The organism is Muricaecibacterium torontonense, assembly GCF_004793925.1.
GTDB classification, from domain to species: domain Bacteria; phylum Actinomycetota; class Coriobacteriia; order Coriobacteriales; family Atopobiaceae; genus Leptogranulimonas; species Leptogranulimonas caecicola.
Genome location: NZ_SRYE01000003.1, coordinates 210,668 through 230,667, shown reverse-complemented (window position 1 = coordinate 230,667; position 20,000 = coordinate 210,668). Strand labels below are relative to the sequence as shown.

19 protein-coding genes and 1 tRNA gene are annotated in these 20,000 nt (G+C 56.3%); 4 read left to right on the top strand and 16 right to left on the bottom strand.

Annotation, left to right across the window (positions count from 1 at the left end; all coding sequences use genetic code 11):
* Positions 1-114: 114 nt before the first annotated feature.
* The 6 genes from E5334_RS06155 to rpsA form a co-directional block, all read right to left on the bottom strand.
* On the bottom strand, positions 115-1,164 hold the full coding sequence (locus E5334_RS06155) for an ABC transporter ATP-binding protein (RefSeq protein ID WP_136012701.1): 1,050 nt from the start codon (positions 1,162-1,164) through the stop codon (positions 115-117).
* 6 nt (positions 1,165-1,170) lie between these two features.
* A complete protein-coding gene (locus E5334_RS06150; protein WP_275438955.1) occupies positions 1,171-2,193 on the bottom strand; it encodes an ABC transporter ATP-binding protein in 1,023 nt (340 codons plus the stop codon).
* 13 nt (positions 2,194-2,206) lie between these two features.
* Positions 2,207-3,331, bottom strand: a complete 1,125-nt coding sequence (locus tag E5334_RS06145; protein WP_265591160.1) for an ABC transporter permease — start codon at positions 3,329-3,331, stop codon at positions 2,207-2,209.
* Positions 3,331-4,266 carry an ABC transporter permease gene (locus tag E5334_RS06140; RefSeq protein ID WP_136012699.1) on the bottom strand — a complete coding sequence of 312 codons (936 nt, stop codon included), beginning with the start codon at positions 4,264-4,266 and terminating at the stop codon, positions 3,331-3,333. Before E5334_RS06140 ends, E5334_RS06145 begins: the two co-directional genes overlap by 1 nt.
* A 104-nt stretch (positions 4,267-4,370) precedes the next feature.
* Positions 4,371-5,990: an ABC transporter substrate-binding protein gene (locus tag E5334_RS06135; protein ID WP_136012698.1), complete on the bottom strand. Its 1,620-nt coding sequence runs from the start codon at positions 5,988-5,990 to the stop codon at positions 4,371-4,373.
* Between the two features lie 294 nt (positions 5,991-6,284).
* On the bottom strand, positions 6,285-7,487 hold the full coding sequence (rpsA, locus tag E5334_RS06130; RefSeq protein WP_136012697.1) for a 30S ribosomal protein S1: 1,203 nt from the start codon (positions 7,485-7,487) through the stop codon (positions 6,285-6,287).
* 320 nt (positions 7,488-7,807) lie between these two features.
* Here rpsA and E5334_RS06125 point away from each other — a divergent pair, with 320 nt between their 5' ends.
* A complete protein-coding gene (locus E5334_RS06125) occupies positions 7,808-8,362 on the top strand; it encodes a LacI family DNA-binding transcriptional regulator (protein WP_136012696.1) in 555 nt (184 codons plus the stop codon).
* Between the two features lie 117 nt (positions 8,363-8,479).
* On the opposite strand, the gene E5334_RS06120 is transcribed toward E5334_RS06125, so the two are convergent.
* From E5334_RS06120 to tig, 8 genes are all read right to left on the bottom strand, one after another.
* Positions 8,480-8,806 carry a PTS sugar transporter subunit IIA gene (locus E5334_RS06120; RefSeq protein WP_136012695.1) on the bottom strand — a complete coding sequence of 109 codons (327 nt, stop codon included), beginning with the start codon at positions 8,804-8,806 and terminating at the stop codon, positions 8,480-8,482.
* Positions 8,807-8,883: 77 nt separating this feature from the next.
* Positions 8,884-9,171 (bottom strand): DUF3284 domain-containing protein, encoded by a 288-nt coding sequence (locus E5334_RS06115; RefSeq protein WP_275438963.1) that lies wholly within the window; start codon positions 9,169-9,171, stop codon positions 8,884-8,886.
* A gap of 25 nt (positions 9,172-9,196) precedes the next feature.
* Complete coding sequence (gene rnhA / locus E5334_RS06110) at positions 9,197-9,676, bottom strand: ribonuclease HI (protein WP_136012693.1); 480 nt, start codon at positions 9,674-9,676, stop codon at positions 9,197-9,199.
* Positions 9,676-11,493, bottom strand: a complete 1,818-nt coding sequence (locus E5334_RS06105) for an ABC transporter ATP-binding protein (protein WP_275438954.1) — start codon at positions 11,491-11,493, stop codon at positions 9,676-9,678. Before E5334_RS06105 ends, rnhA begins: the two co-directional genes overlap by 1 nt.
* 133 nt (positions 11,494-11,626) lie before the next feature.
* The gene (locus E5334_RS06100) at positions 11,627-13,030 is read right to left on the bottom strand and encodes an aminopeptidase (protein ID WP_136012692.1); all 1,404 of its coding nucleotides are present in this window, start codon (positions 13,028-13,030) and stop codon (positions 11,627-11,629) included.
* Between the two features lie 94 nt (positions 13,031-13,124).
* Complete coding sequence (clpX, locus tag E5334_RS06095; RefSeq protein ID WP_136012691.1) at positions 13,125-14,453, bottom strand: ATP-dependent Clp protease ATP-binding subunit ClpX; 1,329 nt, start codon at positions 14,451-14,453, stop codon at positions 13,125-13,127.
* A 4-nt stretch (positions 14,454-14,457) separates the two neighbouring features.
* On the bottom strand, positions 14,458-15,075 hold the full coding sequence (locus E5334_RS06090) for an ATP-dependent Clp protease proteolytic subunit (RefSeq protein WP_136012690.1): 618 nt from the start codon (positions 15,073-15,075) through the stop codon (positions 14,458-14,460).
* A 64-nt stretch (positions 15,076-15,139) separates the two neighbouring features.
* Positions 15,140-16,447: a trigger factor gene (gene tig / locus E5334_RS06085; RefSeq protein ID WP_167604321.1), complete on the bottom strand. Its 1,308-nt coding sequence runs from the start codon at positions 16,445-16,447 to the stop codon at positions 15,140-15,142.
* A gap of 228 nt (positions 16,448-16,675) precedes the next feature.
* Here tig and E5334_RS06080 point away from each other — a divergent pair, with 228 nt between their 5' ends.
* The 3 genes from E5334_RS06080 to E5334_RS06070 all read left to right on the top strand — a co-directional run bounded on the left by E5334_RS06080 (position 16,676) and on the right by E5334_RS06070 (position 18,286).
* A complete protein-coding gene (locus E5334_RS06080) occupies positions 16,676-17,755 on the top strand; it encodes a phage minor capsid protein (protein ID WP_136012688.1) in 1,080 nt (359 codons plus the stop codon).
* Positions 17,739-17,948: a hypothetical protein gene (locus E5334_RS06075; RefSeq protein WP_136012687.1), complete on the top strand. Its 210-nt coding sequence runs from the start codon at positions 17,739-17,741 to the stop codon at positions 17,946-17,948. The genes E5334_RS06080 and E5334_RS06075 overlap by 17 nt, the downstream gene beginning before the upstream one ends.
* Positions 17,949-18,091: 143 nt before the next feature.
* Positions 18,092-18,286, top strand: a complete 195-nt coding sequence (locus E5334_RS06070) for a hypothetical protein (RefSeq protein WP_136012686.1) — start codon at positions 18,092-18,094, stop codon at positions 18,284-18,286.
* A gap of 92 nt (positions 18,287-18,378) precedes the next feature.
* Here the strand turns inward: E5334_RS06070 and E5334_RS06065 are convergent.
* Positions 18,379-18,465 (bottom strand) — tRNA-Leu (locus tag E5334_RS06065).
* A 90-nt stretch (positions 18,466-18,555) separates the two neighbouring features.
* The gene (gene gdhA, locus E5334_RS06060) at positions 18,556-19,887 is read right to left on the bottom strand and encodes an NADP-specific glutamate dehydrogenase (RefSeq protein WP_136012685.1); all 1,332 of its coding nucleotides are present in this window, start codon (positions 19,885-19,887) and stop codon (positions 18,556-18,558) included.
* Between the last annotated feature and the right edge of the window lie 113 nt (positions 19,888-20,000).

The following is a 20,000-nucleotide window of genomic DNA, read 5'->3' as shown; positions in this document are numbered from 1 at the left end:
CTGCCCAGATACAGCTACAGGGGCCTTTCCATGGAGGGAAAGGCCCCTGTCTTTTGTGGATGGGTTTCTCGGCAAGCCTCATGGGTGCTTCTGAAGAAGCTTGAGGACAATGTCTTAGAGCTGGGCGGCCTCTGCAGAGTTGATGGCCACGGGTTCCTTTTGGTCGGGGGCAAGGCCCTTGTCGAAGAGGTGGCAGGCGACGATATGGCCGGGCTCGGCCTCGAGCTCTTGGGGCTCTTGGGTGAGGCATACCTTCATGCACTGAGGGCAGCGGGTATGGAAGCAGCAGCCCTTAGGAGGATTGGCAGGGCTTGGCACATCGCCCTGAAGGATGCGCTTATCTTGGATGCGACCAGGTCCGATCTTGGGAACCACGTCGAGGAGCGCCTGGGTATAGGGATGGAGCGGTTTTGCAAAAAGCTGGTCTTTGGAGGCCTTTTCCATCATATGGCCCAGATACATGACCATGACGTTGTCGGAGATATGCTTTACCACCGAGAGATCATGGGAGATGAAGATGTAAGCCAAGCCCAGGCGGTCTTGGAGCTCCTCAAGCAAGTTGATAACTTTGGCTTGGACGGAGACGTCCAAGGCTGAGACGGGCTCGTCGCAGATGACGATCTCGGGCTCTAGGACAATGGCGCGGGCAATGCCGATGCGCTGGCGCTGGCCGCCAGAAAACTCGTGGGGATAGCGGGAGCGATAGGAAAGGTCGAGGCCCACCGCCTCCATGATCTCGTCCACGCGGCGGTTCCGCTCCTCTTTGGTCTTGTAGGTCTTGGCGATGTCGATGGGCTCGGCAATGATGTCTGCCACCGTCATGCGAGGATTCAAAGAGCTATAGGGGTCCTGGAAGATGAGCTTGAGCTTTTTGCGAGCTTCTGTGAGCTCATTGCCTTTAAGCTGGGTGAACTCCTGGCCATCAAGCAACACAGAGCCAGAGGTGGGCTCGGTGAGACGCAAGACGCACTTGCCGCAGGTGGATTTGCCGCAGCCGGATTCGCCCACGATGGCGAAGGTCTCGCCGCGATGGACGTCGAAGGAAACGTTTTCCAATGCGTGGACTACAGACTCAGAAGTGCCAAAGACGCCCTTCTTGATGGGATAGTGCTTGGTCAAGCCGCGCACTTTTAGAACTATGTCTTTCTCGTCAAAGGAAGCCATGGCTTTTTACGCCTCCTTCCAGGCATCGGTGTACATCCAACAAGCTACCTGGTGGTTCTCGTCGCCCTCAACCGGAGTGAAGCGGGGGCACTGCTTGGTGCAGATGCCTTTGGCATGAGGGCAGCGAGGATGGAAGAGACATCCCGAGGGAAGGTCTGAGAGCATAGGCACATTGCCAGGTATGGCATAGAGCTCGCCACCAGAGGACTCCATAGAGGGAATGGAGTCGATGAGGCCTTGGGTATAGGGATGCGCCGGATGCTTGAAGAGCACTGGGGAACGGGTGTATTCCACTTGGCGGCCTGCATACATGACCAAAACCCAATCAGCCATCTCGGAGACTACACCCATGTCATGGGTGATAAGCATGACGGCAGTGTTTGTCTCCTCGCGCATCTTGTCGATGAGCTGGAGCACCTGGGCCTGAATGGTGACGTCCAAAGCGGTGGTGGGCTCGTCGCAGATAAGCATGGCAGGGCTGCAAGCGAGAGCCATAGCGATCATGATACGCTGGCGCATGCCGCCGGAAAGCTCAAAGGGATAGCTGTGGGCAACCTTCTCGGGAGCAGGAATGCCCACGAATTTGATCATCTCAAGAGCGCGCTCATCAGCCTCTTGCTTGGACATCTCCTTGTTGTGCACCAGGAGTCCCTCGGCGATCTGCTTGCCACAGAGCATCACGGGGTTAAGCGAGGTCATAGGCTCTTGGAAGATCATGGAGATGGCGTTGCCGCGATAGCTGCGCATCTGCTCTTCGCTGAGCTGCACCAAGTCAGTGCCCTCAAAGCGTATGGCGCCGCCCACTATCTTTGCAGGAGGCTTGGGAATGAGATTCATGATGGAGAGGGCGGTCATGGATTTGCCGCAACCAGACTCCCCCACCACGGCCAACGTCTCTCCACGGCGCATCACAAAGGAGAGGTTCTGGATGCAGGGAAGCTCGCCTGCATCGGTGAAAAGAGTGACGCAGAGGTCATCCACCTCTAAGAGGTTCTCGCCCTGCGCGCCTCGCAAAGTGCTTTCTGCCACAGATCCTCCCTCCTTAGGAACGCAGCTTGGGGTCAAGGGCGTCACGCATGGCGTCGCCCAACAGATTGAAAGCCATTACCGTGATGATGATGGCAATACCAGGAATCACAGAGAAGTAGGTAGAACTTTGAATATAAGGCTGAGAAGCGCTAATCATCTGACCCCAGCTGGACATGGGAGGCTGCACGCCCAAACCCAGGAAGGAAAGGGATGCCTCGCTCATAATGGCACCAGGAATGCCCAAGGTAGCCATAACGATGATGGTTGAAACGCAGTTGGGCAGCAGATGGCGCATGATAATACGCAGAGGCTTTCCTCCAGAGATGATGCACGCCTGGATATACTCTGACCCCTTGAGGCGCTTAACGTCGCCACGCACCAATCGTGCCATAGAAGTCCAGCCCAAAAGACCCAGTGCTACATAGAGGTTGGCAAGGCCCGGGCCCATAACGAACATGACAATAATGGCGAAGAGCAGGAAGGGGAAGCTGGAAAAGACTTGGATGATAAAGGAGATCACCGAGTCGACTTTGCCACCAAAGTAACCTGCAGCCACACCGGCGAAGAAGCCGATGGCCAATGCCAGAAGCTGAGAGACCACGCCTACAGAAAGAGATACGCGGCATCCGTAGATCACACGGGAGAACAGATCGCGCCCGTAATTGTCGGTGCCAAACCAGTGCTCCGCCGAGGGCGGCTGCAACATGGCTTGGAGGTTTTGGGTGTCTGGATCATAGGGTGCCAGAAGCGGGGCGCAGAGGGCAATGAGCACCAGCAGGCATACCACCACGAGGCACACCATGCCCAGCTTGTCCTTACGGAAGATATTCCAGGAGACGGCCCAGTAGTTTTGAGCGACTTTCTTCTTTTTGCCGTGGGCCTCCGCCTTGAGAGAGGCGTCTAGGTTCTGGCGCGAGATTTCTGCGGAGAGCTTCTCGGCTTTTTGACGCTTGGTCTCAGGCACCCGATCGATATCGGGGTTAGCGTCATCAAGCATCTCAGGATAGCTTTCGCTATTGATGGGATTGGTCTCAGAGTTATAGCCATCGAACGAGCTGGGGGGCACGGCGACACCGTTATCCTCTAGCACTTCTTTATCTATGGCCTCTTCGAACTTCTTTGGATCATTGACGCTCATCAGTTTGCTCCCTCCTCTCCCAGACGAATGCGGGGATCGACCACGGCATAGAGCACGTCTACTACGAAATAGACCACCACGCAGATAAGGGCGATGTACATCACGCCGCCCTGAATGAGAGGAAGGTCGCGAGCATTGATGGCATCCAGCATCATCTTGCCCATGCCCGGCATCGAGAAGATAGACTCGATGAGTATGGAGCCAGTGAAGATATCGCCGAGCTGGGTGCCGGCAATGGTAATGATGGGGATCAATGCGTTGCGCATGGCATGGCGGATCACGATGACCCAGTAGGCCAGACCTTTGGCCTCCGCCGTCCTCATGAAGTCTTGGGAGAGCACTTCCAGCATGGAGGTGCGGGTCACGCGAGCGATGGATGCCGCATAGCGCACTCCCAATGCCACTGTGGGTAGCACAAAGTAGACAGGCGTTTTGATGCCTGAGAGCGGGAACAGGTGTAGATGCAGGGCAAAGATGATCTGTAAAATGATGGCCACCCAAAAAACCGGCGCCGAGATGCCAAAGATGGAAAGGCTCATGAGGGTTTTATCCACCCAGGTACCGCGTTTGGCAGCAGACACCACGCCTATGATAAGGCCCAACACAAGGGCGAACACATAGGCAGCAAGTGCCAAGGCTGCCGTCACTTGGAAAGCCTGGCCCATGAGCATGCCCACAGGTTTGCGCTGGGTATAGGAGCTTCCAAAATCTCCGGTGAGCATTCCTCCAAGCCAGGAGAAGTACTGCTCCACTACGGGACGATCAAGACCCATATTATGACGTACAGTCTCGATGGTAGCCTCGTCCGCCATATCGCCCATCATGATGCGCACTGGGTCGCCAGGCACAATGTTGAGCATAAAGAAGGTAATGGCGGAGATGCACAGGATAATGCCAATGGCCTGTAGCAGGCGCTTGACCAAGTAATCCCGCATGGTTCTCCTTCCCCCATGGAAAACAAGCCGGGCGCCGAAACCTGTGGGATCGGCACCCGGCCTGCAACGTTGGAGCTCAGACCTCAGCCCTTATCACTTTGGCCTTACTGCTCAGCATCCATATCGATATCACGGAAGTGATAGATCAGATTACCAAGCTTAGCATTCTTTACATTAGGTTTGGTCACAAACATGAGCTGCGGGTAGAACAGCGGCAAGCAAGCGTAATCGGTACGAGACATGATGTTGTCAGCCTCGCGATAGAGCTCTGCGCGGTGCTCCTCGTCAGCAGAGCGACGAGCCTCATCCATGAGTGCGTCAAACTCTGGATTGTTGTAGAAGCTGCCCTTGCCAGAAGCATTGGAGCTGTGGAAGTAGGTGTACATCTGGTTGTCGGCATCGGCATAGAGGGGATACCACGCCAGAGCGGTGACCTCATACTCGCCGGCCACCCAGTCGCTGGCCCACACGCCGTTGTCCACCGTCTGAACGTCCATGTCGATGCCTACCTCTTTGAGATAGTTCTGGACAGCCACCATGATGGACTCGTACTGGCCGGTGCGCACAACGCAAGAGAGCTTGACGTTGGAGGCACCGGCCTCAGCCAGCAATGCCTTGGCCTTATCGGGGTCATAGGGGAACGCCTCGGCAGAGGAATCAAAGCCGGGCACGCCCTGGTTAAGGAAGCCAGAGGCAGGTACGCCGGCACCGGAGAGCATGTTGTCGATGATGGCCTGACGGTCGATGGCCAAGCTCATGGCCTGACGCACGCGCACATCCTGGAGAGCAGGGGTATTGAGGTTGAGGTTTACAAACCAAGTGCCTAATCCGGTGGAGTAATTGATGCAATCCTTCACATCGGGGTCCTGCTGATAAGTAGGCAGAAGGTCGATGGTGAGATCGCACATGTCGATGTCACCGTTCTTGAACTTCATGAGCTTGGTGTTGTTGTCATCCTCGAAGGTGACGTCGATTCCGTCCAGATGGATCTCGTCGGCCAGGTGATACTCAGGGAAACGCTCGAAGACCATGTGGGTGGAATCGTCGTTCTCAACCAGCTTGAAGGGGCCGGAACCTACATAGTTGAGCTCATAGCCCCACTTGTCGCCCGCCTCCTCGCAGGCCTTCTGAGGGAAGACATTGGCATAGTTGATGCCAAGGTTCTTCACGAAGGTTGCCATGGGATATTGCAGGGTGATGGTGAAGTGGGTGTCATCCTCAACCGTCACACCAGCGAGATCGGTAGTGGTGCCGTCCATGACCTCCTGTGCACCCACGATCATGTCATACATATAAGTGGAAAGGCCGGCAGTCTGAGGCAGGAACATACGGGTGAAGGAATACTTCACGTCATTGGCAGTGAGGATGGAGCCATCGTGGCACTTGATGCCCTCTTTAAGGGTGCAGTGATAGGTCACCCCGTCATCTTCGACGGTAGGAATCTCGGTAAGCAGGCAAGGCACAAGCTCGTTGTCCTCGGTGAAGCGCAGAGGGGCTTCGACCACAGGGTCGGACACCGCGCTCATGCCGGAGTTGGTGCTCTTTTGCATGTCCAAGCCCTGCTTGGCGTTGGACTGAGCCCAACGAAGGACCTTTTTGGCCTCGTCTGCCTCTGCAGCAGGTGCTCCCCCGCAACCAGACAAAACCGCAGAAGCAGCAGCACCGCAGGATAGCAGCCCGGCGCCCTTTACAAAGGAACGACGGGAAAGGTTGGTGAATGCCATGAGTTTCTCCTTGTCTCTCCCCTTCGGGTGATGCAAAAACTATGCTTGAAGCCACCTGAATATGGGGCCTTTCACTCCACTGCGTTACAGAGGATTAACAGCTTATAAGTACCTGAGAAATCTCTGTCCTAAGAAATGCTATTTTGCCTTCTACCTGCGTTGCATTGCTGAAATTTACGGTCATTCCCATTGATAGATGCAAATGAATTCGCATTCATTACAGCAAAAGGCTCCAGAGATACGGATCTCTGGAGCCTTTCAAAGCTCGCTTAGCTATGCAGATGTCGACAAGAGCTACTCGGCGTCCTCAGAGGTTTCAGGACCATCCTCGACCTCTACAACCTCAGCCTCTTTGGCCTCAGGAGTGTCGAGAGGAGTGACCTCTACGTCGAAGCCCAGCGTCTCTGCAGCAGCCTTCATGGAGAGGGAGATGCGACGGCGGTCCAGATCGATCTCCATAACCTTGACCTGCACCTCATTGCCCACAGAAGTGACCTGTGCGGGAGCGTCGACGTGTTGGCGCGCCATCTCGGAGATGTGCACCAGGCCCTCGATGCCGTCGCCCAGATCCACGAATGCGCCAAAGGGAACCAGCTTGGTTACGCGACCCTCGACGATAGCGCCCACAGGGTACTTCTTGACCAGGGTGCGCCAAGGATCCTCGGTGGTCTGCTTGAGGCCCAGGGAGATGCGCTCGCGGTTGAGATCGACATCGAGCACCAGCACCTCGACCTCCTGACCCACCTTGACCACCTCAGAGGGATGATTGACGTGGTTCCAAGAGAGCTCGGAGATGTGGATGAGGCCGTCGATGCCGCCCAGGTCCACGAAGGCGCCAAAGTCCACGATGGAGGAGACGGTGCCCTTGAGGCGCATGCCAGGCTGCAGCTTGGAGAGGATCTCAGAGCGCTCGGCCTTGCGGGCCTCCTCGAGCACTACGCGGCGGGAGAGCACCACGTTGTTGCGATTGCGATCCATCTCGATGACGCGGGCCTCGATGCGGGTGCCCAGGTAGGCATTGAGATCCTTGACGCGACGGAGGTCGACCAAGGATGCGGGCAAAAAGCCGCGCAGGCCGATGTCCAGGATCAGGCCGCCCTTAACGACCTCGATGACCTCGCCCTCGACGTTCTGGCCATTGTTGAAGTCTTCCTCAACACGGTTCCAGGCACGCTCGTACTCGGCACGCTTCTTGGAGAGGATGAGACGGCCGTCCTTGTCCTCCTTCTGGAGCACCAAAGCCTCGATGGTCTCGCCCATCACCACGATATCGGAAGGATTGGCATCCTTGCGGATGGACAGCTCGCGCACAGGGATGACGCCCTCGGACTTGAATCCGATGTCGAGCAGCACCTCATCGCGCTCGATCTTAACGACGGTACCAGTGACCAGGTCGCCCTCGTCGAAGTCGGTGATGGTGCCGTCGATGAGGCTGTTCATTTCCTCATCAGAGACATCATCGAAGGAAAAGACGGACGAGTTTTGAATCTCACTCAAGAGTGGACCCCTTTCAGAACACGGGGCCCCGATGGTCATGGTCATCGAATTGCAAAGCTCACGGGGTGGGATGCGCCCATAGCTCGACGTCTGAATTGCATGCTCGGGGGCCGACAGATACTATGCATGAGCATCCGGCTCATGCACCCACTAGATTATCGTTACTCCCCACAGATTTTCAAGCCCAGATCAACAATCATGTATTGAATTCACGGTCTTGTCGGCACTATTGGCGTTGCCAGCGGGTTTCTTGACCTTCAAGGCCAAAAGCTCGCCTAAAAAACAGGGGAATTGAACCGATTCTACCGAGAAGAGACCCCATGGCCACCATTCAGCAGGCTGCCGCCCTGGCAGGCGTGTCGACAGGCACAGTGTCGCGCTATCTCAACGGAGCGAAAATCAAAGAGAGCAACCGCCAGCGCATCGATGCCGCCGTAGCCGAGCTGGGTTATCACCGCAATCTTTTGGCCGGAAGCCTGAGGAGTCGAAAGAGCCGCTCGGTAGGCTTGCTGGTCAACAACATGCTCAACCACTTCGCCACCAGCGCCATCGCTGCCATCGAGCGCGAGATGGAGCTGGACAACTACATCATCTTGCTGGCTGGTTTTCGAAACGACCCTGAGGTCTTCGAGCAAAAGTTAGAGTTGCTCTTGGATCGCCAGGTGGATGGGCTGGTGCTTTTTGAAGGCGATGCTTCCTGGTCGCCCTCTAAAATCCTCGAGCGCTCAGGGGTGCCGGTGGTCTCGATCTCTGCGCTCTACGACTCCCCTTGCGTCGACTCTGTGCTGGCCGACAGCCGCACCAGCGCCAAACGCGTAGCCACCGAGATGCTTCGCGCAGGCCATTGGCACCTATGTGGCCTCGCATCTGCTTGAGCTGATCGAGGCCGGAACTCCTGCTTCGGGACAGGTGGCCGCCTTCCCCGATCTCATCACTTGGCAGCCCTCTTTTACAGGCCTCGATCCAAGGCTGTTGGGAGAAAGTGAAAAAGCCTAGCGCTTGGCGCAGGCTTGTCGTGCCATGTTGATGAAGCGCTCGGTCAAAATCTTGAATTCCTCGGCGCTCATGAGCTGATCCTCTGCATGCACTAACAGGATGTCTACTGGCACCGGCTCGCCTTGAGCTGCCTGGGTGATCAGTTGGGCATGAACCGTATGGCCTGCCGAGAAGAACCCGTCCCCTTCTGCAGCTTTTGTTCGAACCTGCTCGATATCTCCTGCAGAGGCCAAGTCCATGGCCTCTATGTAGCAACTTCTGGCCATTCCCACTTGAGAGATGATCTCGAAACAGGACAGATGCAGCTGTTCGTTTACTTCCATGGAGAGCTTTTCAATCTTTTGTGTCAGGGTTTCTCGGTACCTAGGCGATGAGGCAGAAGGCACGGGATGCAGCTCTCTTAGGGGCGCTGGGACGATTTGAGCTGAGCTTCGAGCGCACCCAGCTGAGCGCACATGCGTCTCTTGGAGCTTCGGGACAGAAGGCTTTGCATGAGCTTCTGGTTGAAGGCGCCTGGGGTGGAGGGAGTGCTAAACGTCTCTTCGTAGGCCACGAGCGATCCTTGGGGGCAAGGGGTGATCTCATAGCGAATTGTGTTGGCGCCCTTGGTGCTTTCGAACAAGGCTTGGTAGAGCTGGGGCTCCTCGTAGGCATCGATGCACACCGTCACCATACGGGTTGCGCCCAGCTTGGTACACAGGGTTTTGGCGTCGCTAAGAGTTAAACCCCGCGTCTTCTTCGAGATGGCCTCCTAGGGCTGCCTCTACTGCCAGCTCATCGCAGCGCTCGTTGAGCTCTTCTCCCGCATGGCCCTTGACCCATACATAGTGCACGTCGTGTGGGGCTTCGGCAGCTATGAGCCGCTGCCAGAGATCGGTGTTTTTCACAGGCTGCTTGGAAGCAGTCTTCCAGCCATTCCTTTGCCAGCCCTTGATCCAACCCTTTTCATGAGCGTTGACTAGATATTGCGAATCGCTGTGAAGCTCTACCTTGCAAGGGCGCTTGAGTGCTTCGAGCGCTGCGGCGGCAGCCATCATCTCCATGCGATTGTTGGTGGTGCAGCGAAATCCCTGGAACAGCTCCAAGCGATGTTCACGGCCTGTCGCATCCACAAAGAGCAGCACGGCGCCATAGCCGCCTGGGCCAGGGTTTCCACGGCTGGAGCCGTCTGTGTATATGGTCACCTGGTCCACTAGTCTTCGCCTTTCTCGTCCAGGAATGCACCGGTTTGCCGATCCCACAGTTTCTCATAGGGGCCGCCTGCTGTCACCAGCTGACTATGGGTGCCATCTTCAACAATAGCGCCGTCTTGGAGCACCACAATGCGATCCAGGCTCGCTACCGTAGAGAGCCTGTGGGCGATCACGATGGCCGTGCGCCCCTCCATAAGCGAGGCCAACGCCTCCTGAATCAGCCGCTCGCTCTCAGAATCCAGCGCACTGGTGGCCTCGTCCAATACCAGAATAGGAGCGTTGGTGAGGATGGCGCGAGCAATGGCCACACGTTGGCGCTGACCTCCCGAGAGCTTGACCCCTCGCTCCCCCACCATGGTGTCAAACCCCTGCGGCAGCTGCTGGATAAACTCCAGCGCGTTGGCCTTTTTGGCTGCCTCGATGATCTCTTCCTCTGTGGCCTCGGGCCTGCCGTAGGCGATATTGTCCCTGATAGACCTATGGAACAGCAGCGGCTCTTGAGGCACATAGGCGATGGAGCGCCGCAGGCTCTTTTGAGTGGCGTCGGCGATGTTTTGCCCATCCACCAAGATCTCGCCGGCTTGCAGGTCAGCCAAACGCAAAAGCAACGTGGTAAGGGTGGTTTTACCCGATCCGCTCCTGCCCACCAGACCCACTCGCTGCCCTGCAGGAACCGAGAAGTTCAAACCCTCAAACACCCTGTCGTTGTCCTGGGCGTCAGGATAGTGGAAGGACACGTCCTTGAACTCCAGGGCACCACCGTCCACGTGCAAGTCAGGGGCGTTGGGTTTATCGGCAACCAACAACGGCTCTCCTAAGGCAACCGTGAGGTCGTAGGCATCGCCAAATGATCGGTTGAGGGTGGAGAAAGTCGAGGAGAGTCGGTTGAACTGCATGGTGAGGCTATAGGTGTAGTTAAACATCATCACCAGCACGCCGGGCGTGACCCCAAACCAGGCGTTCCCGCCAGCCACAAAGATGGTGCAGGCACTCATGATGAGCACGATGATGGAGCTGGTGGCCGCTCCACAGCGGATGTTGGCCCGCATGCGCTCGGAGTCGGCGGAGCGCACCTCTTGGCTCGCTTTATCAAACCGAGCACGCTCAAAATCCTCGCGGCCTGTGGTTTTGACCGCCAAAATGTTGGTGATGGAGTCTGCCAGCTGACCTGAGAGCCTATTGCCCGCCGCCGCAGCCTTGGCGTTGGCCGGAAGTATTTTGCTGTAGAGCTTATAGACCACCACCACGTAGATCACCAAAAAGATGGAGAGCACCGCCACATAGACAGGCACTTGAGCAGCCAAAAGGGCGATGGTGAAGATCACCGAGGAGCAAATGGGGATCACGGCATACTGCACGCAATCCATCAAGGTGGAGTAGGCGCCGCAAAAGCGCTGCACCTGGGAGACCAGCGATCCACCGAACCTATTGGCATAGAAGGTCATAGATTGGCAGGACAGCGTGTCGAATGCCTGGGTGGTGAGGTCATAAGTAGTAAGGATCTCGATCTTTGCGGTGAAGTAGTCCTGGAGCTTTGAGCAGACCTGCCCTAGCGCATTGACCGCCACCAGAGCCACAATAATGGGCCCAAAGACGTTCATGACCTGATTGGCCGCAGTGCTCCCCTCGCTTACCCGGTCGATGACCAAACCCATGAGATAGGGGTTCATATAGGACAAGAAGAATACGAAGCCTAAACTAGAAAGTACGGCCCCTAGAAACCATGGCCAATGTCTCTTGGTGGCCGCCCAATAATAGCGAAGCGTCTGAGCAGTCACCTTTGCCGAACCCTTTTGATTTGAAGACACACCGCGCACTGGCGCCTCCTCCTTCTCGCCGTTGCGTGACCCAATGTTGAGAGCTCTTCCTATACCCTTGCATACCGAGAAAAGACCCCATCGGCCAGGGCAGCCGATGAGGTCTTGCCAAATTCTTATAACTGTAAAGTCTCTAGGCCTCAGGAGAGCTCAAGAAGGCTTTGTAGCCCTTGAACGCCTCGAAGACATCGGCCTTATTCACCACTTCCCAGAGGGAGTGCATGGAGAGCACCGCCACGCCAGAATCGATGACCTTCATGCCGTAGCGAGCGAGGATGAAGGCGATGGTGCCACCACCACCCGCATTTACACGGCCCAGCTCACAGGTTTGGAAGGCTACCTGGGCGTTGTCCATGATGGCACGAATTTGAGCAACGTACTCGGCATCAGCATCGTTTGACCCGGTCTTACCGCGTGAGCCGGTGAACTTGTTAAAGCAAAGGCCGCGGCCCAAGAAAGCCGAGTTCTTCTCCTCAAAGCGATCGGCATAGGCAGGGTCGAAGCCCGCAGAGACGTCGCTGGAGAGCATACGGGAATTAGCCAGGGCACGGTGCAGCTTGAGAGAGCCGCCCTCCCCTGCCAGCTCCATGAGCTCCGCCAGGGCATTCTCAAAATAAAGTGCCTGCATGCCGGTGGCGCCTACAGAACCGATCTCCTCTTTGTCTACCAGCAGGCAGGCACTGGTGCGAGAAGGAGCCTCCACTGCCAGCATTGCTTCCAGCGAGGTATAGGCACATACGCGGTCATCCTGGCCATAGCCTAGGATCATCGAGCGGTCAAAGCCCATTTCGCGTGCCGGGCCAGCAGGAACCACTTCGAGTTCTGCAGAAAGCAGATCCTCTTCTGCGATGTCGTAGCGCTCCCCAAGAATGGAAAGCAGCAAATTTTTGACAGCTTCGCCCTTCTCGGCATCTTTGTCGCCCTCTTCCACCAGAGGACGACCGCCTACGATGATGTCAAGGTTCTCGTGATCCACAGCTTCGGCATGGGTCTTTTTCATTTGATCTTGGGCTAGATGGATGAGGATGTCGGAGATGCAAAAGACCGGGTCCTGAGGATCCTCTCCCACGCATACATTCACTACCGAGCCATCTTTTTTGGCCACCACGCCATGGATGGCCAGAGGGGTTGCCACCCAAAGGCTGCTCTTGAGGCCACCATAGTAATGGGTGTCCATAAAGGCCAGATCTGCCTTCTCATAGACGGGGTTTTGCTTGATGTCCAAGCGAGGAGAATCCACATGGGCGCCCAGGATATTGAGGCCAGACTCTAAAGGCTCTGTGCCGAGACAAAAGAGCGTGAGGGCCTTGCCGCGAGTGTTCACATAGAACTTGTCTCCGGCCGCTACTGGCTGGCCTGCTGCTACCGCCTCAGCCAAATCTTTATAACCGGCATCCTTGGCCATTTTCACTGCAGCAGCAACACACTCACGCTCAGTCTTGTTTTCAGAGATAAACCTGCGATAGCGCTCGTTAAGAGCCTCGAGACACGCAAGACTATCTGTGTCGTAGGAATTCCACGCGCAAGGACGTTCCATAGGATGGTTCCTTTCTCTGGAATCGTGCTCACAAAAAGCAATGGGACGGCTCTAGGATAAGAACCGTCCCTTAAATGTACCTCACTTCGCTGGCTTAACTGGCCAGGTGATGGGCTTCTTTTGCCGTTATTCTGCGGGGCTGCTCAAGGCCGTCCACTGCCTCTTTGGTCACCACTACCTTGATTACGTTTTCCTCTGAAGGAATATCGAACATGGTTTGCTCTAACGTGGTCTCCAGAATGGCACGAAGGCCACGGGCGCCAGTGTCACGTTCGAGGGTCTTGGCCGCAATCTCTCGCAGCGCGTCCTCCTCGAACTCCAGCTCCACGCCCTCCAGCTCGAACATGCGCTTGTACTGCTTGATCAAGGCATTCTTGGGGCGTGTGAGGATGTCGATGAGGTCGTCTTCTGTGAGCTCCTTGGTGGAAGTGATCACAGGGATACGGCCAATGAACTCGGGGATGAGGCCAAACTTGTGCAGGTCTTGAGGGGCTACCTGGCTCATTAGTTCATCTTCGGAATCCTCGATGCGGGCGCCAAGGTCATTGCCAAAGCCAATACCCTTCTTGCCAATGCGGTCGGCGATGATCTTATCGAGCCCCACAAAGGCGCCGCCACAAATAAAGAGGATGTTGGTGGTGTCTATATGGATAAGCTCCTGTTGAGGATGCTTGCGGCCACCCTGCTGAGGCACTGCGGCATCGGTGCCCTCGAGAATCTTCAAGAGGGCTTGTTGCACGCCTTCGCCTGAGACGTCACGGGTAATAGAGACGTTCTCTGCTTTGCGGGCGATCTTGTCGATCTCATCCACATAGATGATGCCGGTTTGGGCACGCTCCACATCGCCGTCTGCAGCATTGATAAGCTTAAGCAGGATGTTTTCCACATCCTCACCCACATAGCCAGCTTCAGTAAGCGTGGTGGCATCTGCGATGGCAAATGGCACCTGCAAGAAACGCGCCAGCGTTTGAGCCAAAAGCGTCTTGCCGGTACCCGTGGGGCCTAAAAGCAGAATGTTGCTCTTGGCAAGTTCCACGTCGTCAGTGTCATCCCCCGAAGGCTCCTGAGGCATCTGCAGCTCGTGGATGTCATTGTCGTCATTGTCGTTTTGGCATTGGACGCGGCGATAGTGGTTGTAGACCGCCACTGACATGGCACGTTTGGCCGCCTCTTGCCCCATGACATACTGGCCCAGCTCCTCATAGATCTCATGGGGAGTAGGCAGCTCGTCAAAGATGGGATTGTTCTCAGAAGGGCCTTCTGACTGCTCTGCCTCATTGATGATGTCTGCGCAGGTCTCTACGCACTCATCGCAGATGTAGATGTCATCGGGTCCCTGGATTAGTTTGTTCACCTGATCGCGCGTCTTCCCACAGAAGGAGCAGCGCAGATCGTCAGAGTGAATGTCGTCGAATCGGCTCATAGCATTAGGCCTCGTTGACGTTGGCGCGGGCAGAGATGACCTTGTCTACCAAGCCGTACTCCAGAGCTTCCTGGGCGCGCATATAGTTGTCGCGCTCGGTATCTTGCTGGATGCGATCGAAGGATTGCCCAGTGGCATCTGCAAGCATCTGATTGAGGTGCTCGCGCAGGTAGGTGGTCTCTTTGGCCACGATGTTGATGTCTGTTTGCTGACCCTGGACGCCGCTCGAGGGCTGATGGATAAGCACCATGGAGTTAGGCAGTGCCAAACGCTTGCCCTTGGCGCCCGAGGCCAGAATCATGGCGCCCATGGAGGCTGCCATACCCACGCAGATGGTGGAGACATCGGGTTTGATGTAGTTCATGGTGTCGATGATGCCCAGGCCAGAATAGACATCGCCTCCGGGTGAGTTGATGTAAAGGGAGATGTCCTTATCGGGATCTTGGCTCTCCAAGTGCAGCAGCTGGGCGATGACCAGGTTGGCAGAGTTGGAATCTACCTGCTCGCCCAAAAAGACGATGCGGTCATTGAGCAGACGGCTATAGATGTCGTAGGAACGCTCGCCACGAGGGGTCTGCTCGATGACGTAGGGAATATTAGGGATGTTAGTGGGATTGTGCATGCCCACTCCTTTCGTGCTTAAGAAAATGGCCGGATGTTTGAGGTCCGGCCATTTCCATCAAAGGTTACTCAGCGGAGTCGTTTTTCTCCGCCACTTCGTCGACCTCAGTAACATGGGCGTTATCCAGCAGCCACTGAAGCGCCTTGGTGCGCTTGACCGTCTCGCGCACGGCAGGCATTTGGCCGGACTCTGTAAACTCTTTAAGCGCCTTGTCGAGATGCTTCTCGTCGTAGACGTTCTCGAACTCAGCGCGCACGTCCTCCTGAGTAGCCTCGACATTGAGGTGGCGTGCGAGGGCATCCAGAGCGATGGACTGACGAGCGTGCTCCACAGCCTGTGCCTGGAGGTCAGCCAGAAGCTGATCCATGGTGACGCGACGAGCTTTGAGGAAGGAATCCACCGTCTGGCCGGAAGCCTGGAGATCTTGAAGGAAAGAACGGGTGATCTCGCCGTTGATCTGCTTGACATAGTCCTCAGGAACGGTCTCAAGCTCCAGGCGCTTCTCCAGCGCAGCCACAGCGCGATCCTCTTTGAGGGCAGGGAGGTTCTGATCCTTGTCCTGCTGGATCTCCTTCTTGAGGGCTTCCTTCAAGGCATCGATGTTGTCGAAGCCAAAGACGTCGCTCACATACTCATCGGTGAGCTCGGGCACGGTCTTGACTTTGACGTCGTTGACCTTGACCTTCATCTTGATCTGGCTGCCGTCGGCGCCTTCGTACTCCACCTCTTTCTCGCCGGCGGGCTTCATGCCCACCAAGGCCTCTTCGAGAGCCTGAGGAAGCATGCCGGAACCAGTGGGGAGCATACGGCCTTCGCCTGCAAGCTCAGAGGCGTTCTCGATATCCTCAATGTCTACGTTCACAAAGTCGCCAGAGGCAACCTGGGTGTTCTCGTCGCCGTCCTCAAAACGAGCCTGGTAGCTCATGAGAAGATCCAGCTGAGAGGCCACCTCTGCATCCGTAGCCTCTGCAGGAGGCATCTGGATGTCTACGGGATCATAGGAGGAGAGCTCAGCGGTGGGAATGAGGGTGACGGTGACCTCTACCTCATAATCCTGCTTGTCGACCACAGGCTGGAGATCCTCGCCAAAATCCAGCTCGCCCACAGGCACAACGCCCAACTCATTGATGATGAAGGGCTCAGCCTTGGACAGAAGCTCATTGGTGGCATCTGCCATCACGGCCTCTTTGCCCACAGCAGAGTCAATGACAGGACGAGGGGCGCGACCTTTGCGGAAGCCAGGGAAATTGTAGCGACCGGCAATCTCCTTATAGGTGGCAGCCACGGCTTTCTTAACCTCGTCTGCGGGGATAGCGACACGGGCAACCAGCTTAGAATCCGCGGGCTCACCAGCGGTAACGGTGATATCCAACATTCCTCCTGTTAATCTATGAGCCGCCCCTATGGCGGCGTTAGGGAACACAAGGCACCTAACTTTACGAACGTACATTCTGATACTAAAGCGCGTTCAGGTCAAAGCAAAGTTGCTCAATGCGTGCACGCATCGTGTAGCTACCTAGAAGCCCTTCCATCGCGCACTGCTCAACAATGTCGTGCGTCCCGGCTTTTACCCTTTTCACATTAGATCGCTTCTTGAGATATCCTCACCGGCTACGGCACGGTGACGGGTCTCGCCGGCGCCAACTGCCGCCACACCATGACGCCCTACGTGCCCGGTCTCTCCAAGCTCCCACGCACCGACTTCTCAGAGGAAGAGAAGCTCTTCGGCAAGACATCCGAAGAGTACTACGAGGCCACCCAGGTGCAGCGCCGCCTGGAACGCAACGTGCGCAAGTACAAGCGCCGCATCGCCCTAGGCCAGGAGCAGGGCTTGGACATGACAGGCGACCGGGCCCGTCTCGGCCAGGCTCAGAAGCGCGTCAATGCCTGGTGCAAGCAGAACAAGCTGCCACGCCAGTACGAGCGGGAGAAGGCCTACGGGGTGGCCAAACAGCCGAGAGCACTTGGCAAGCTGCAGCGCGACATAACCTACCGCGAGAGCGGCTCTGAGCGCAGGAAACGCCTGGCTGCAAACGAGAAAAAGAAGCTAACCGACCCCCAACACGCTACCGACAACAAGCGCCGCCCAGAAAACCGAGGCCTTGAGTATCAGCGAGACTGCGCGGTGGATTTCGACAAGGTGGACAGCAAGGGCTACCTGAATGCCCTGCGTAAAGCAAGGATAGAAGCTGACGGCGGTGCTCAAATTAGCAGCATGGCCGATACGATCTACGAGGATGTCAAGCGGATCCTGAAGGCCACTGACAAGACTCCCTATGAGCAGCTCTTCTACTACGATCTCACCGCACAGAAGCGCATCACGTCGGTAGTGGGCCAGAAAACCAAGTTCGGGGTTACCCCGGGAGCGAAGCAGAAAAAGAAGGTGCAAGAGGCGCTAGAGGAAGGCCATGTGGTTGTGAGCCTACACAACCACCCAAAAGGATCGCCGCCATCCGCCGCAGACATCCGGAGCGGGATCGCCAATGGGCAAACATCGGGCTTCATCTGTGGGCATGACGGGTCAATCTACCAGTACACCGTTGTCCATAAGCCCATCGCAGGGTATGATCTGAGTGATGACAGCTGGGAGGATGCGTTGCTTGAAATTGCAACCAATCCAGATGCGGCAACAGAGTCAGTACTTATGAAATGGGGTGTTCTCGTTGACCGTCTATTCTAGAGTTACCAAGGCCGTTGAAAGAACGGGCGCCACTGGTGACGAGCGTGCCGCCATCCTCATAAAGGTCATTGAAGGTCTCTCTGAGGATGACCGCAAGCTTCTCGGAGAACAAACTCACCTGGTCGTAGAGCTTACGGGTGAATATAAGGACCGTAAGCAAGCCATCGCCGTCATGGAAGAGCTCTACGCCTAGCCCCTCAAATCAGCGCGCAAAAATTAACCGGATCCCAAAGGCATCGGAATCGATGCCTTTTCTTTTGCCGTTACAGCTCCCCCATCATCTCGGCTCAGAAGGGCACAGGATAGGCCCGTGCCCCAAACGGTCGGGAGGTATCCATGACTCTGAACGGTGCGCAACAGCAGGCCCCAGGCGAGAGCGGCCAGCTCCAAGACCCTAAGGGCGGCGAGGGCAACAAGCCCCAAGACCCCAAGCCCGGCGAGGGTGATCCCCAAGAGCCCAAGGTCGACCACAAGCTGGAGGCCGACAACCGCCGCCTGCCAAGTTATCTACATTCAGTTGTTTATGTTTAAAGGCAGATCATCTGTCACGATCTGTCGCAGAAGGCCAAAATGCATAATAAAAAAAGGCAAACGACACAAGGTCGTTTGCCCAGCTAGATGACTGGTGCGGGCAAGAGGGCTCGAACCTCCACGGACAAAAGTCCACAAGAACCTAAATCTTGCGCGTCTGCCAATTCCGCCATGCCCGCGTCAAGAGTTTCTATCTTAGCGCTTGAACGCCTTCAAGAAAACCCATCCCTCCCAGAAGGAAGGATGGGGTTTCTCGGCAGACAGAAGGATTAGACGATGCCCTGGGCATACATGGCCTCGGCCACCTTGGCAAAGCCGGCAAGGTTGGCGCCCACTACCAGGTTGCCTTCAAAGCCTGCAGAGGCGGCAGCGCTGGAAGCAGCAGTGTAGATGTTTTCCATGATGGTCTTTAGGCGAGCGTCAACCTCGTCAAAGGTCCAAGAGAGGCGCTCGGAGTTTTGGCTCATCTCAAGGCCAGAGACGGCCACTCCACCGGCGTTGGCAGCTTTGCCGGGGCAGAAGGCCACCTTCTTATCGATGAGATACTCGGTAGCGTCGCGAGTTGTAGGCATATTGGCGCCCTCGGCTACCACCTTGCAGCCGTTCTCCACGAGCGCCTTAGCGTCGTCCAAGGAGAGCTCGTTTTGGGTGGCGCAGGGCAGCGCCACGTCGCAGGGCACAGACCAGACGCCGCGACCCTCATGATATTGAGCAGAAGGACGTGCTTCAGCATAGGCGGTAAGGCGAGCGCGCTTGACCTCTTTGACCTCTTTGAGCAGGGCTACGTCGATGCCCTCGGGATCATAGATCCAACCGGTGGAATCGGAGCAGGTAACCGCCTTGGCACCTAGCTGCTGGGCTTTTTCGATGGCGTATATAGCCACGTTACCGGCACCAGAAACCACCACGGTCTTGCCTTCTAGGGAATCCTTATGATCCTCCAGCAGAGTGGCCACAAAGTAGACTAAGCCGTAGCCCGTGGCCTGAGTGCGGCAAAGGGAGCCGCCAAAGGAGAGGCCCTTGCCAGTGAGGACGCCGGTGAACTCGTCGCGGATACGCTTGTACTGGCCAAACATATAGCCAATCTCGCGACCACCTACGCCAATATCGCCAGCGGGAACATCAGTGTCCGGTCCAATGTAGCGCTGGAGCTCGGTCATGAAAGATTGGCAGAAGGCCATTACCTCGCGATCGCTCTTGCCCTTGGGGTCAAAGTCGCTGCCACCCTTGCCGCCGCCCATAGGCAGGCCGGTCAAGGAGTTCTTAAAGATCTGCTCGAAGCCCAAGAATTTGAGGATGCCCAGATTTACCGAGGGATGGAAGCGCAAGCCTCCCTTGTAGGGGCCTATAGCACTGTTGTACTCCACGCGATAGCCGCGGTTCACCTGCACCTGACCCTTGTCATCCACCCAAGGCACGCGGAACATGACGATACGCTCAGGCTCTACCAAGCGCTCCAGCAAGCCAGCAGCCTCATATTCAGGATGGGCGGCTAGAGCGGGTTCTATGGAATCCAGAACCTCAGTAGCAGCCTGCACAAACTCCGGTTGGTCTGCATAGCGAGCCTTGAGCTCCTCTGCCACTCGTTGGGTATAACTCATAGCGCTCCTCTCAAAAAACCAAGCTCACCTTGGTAAAAACTCTGACAGTGTGTCTTTAGGCCAAAGCGTTTTCATAGACGCTTAAGCTCGTCGAGCACCAGTCTATAAAGCGT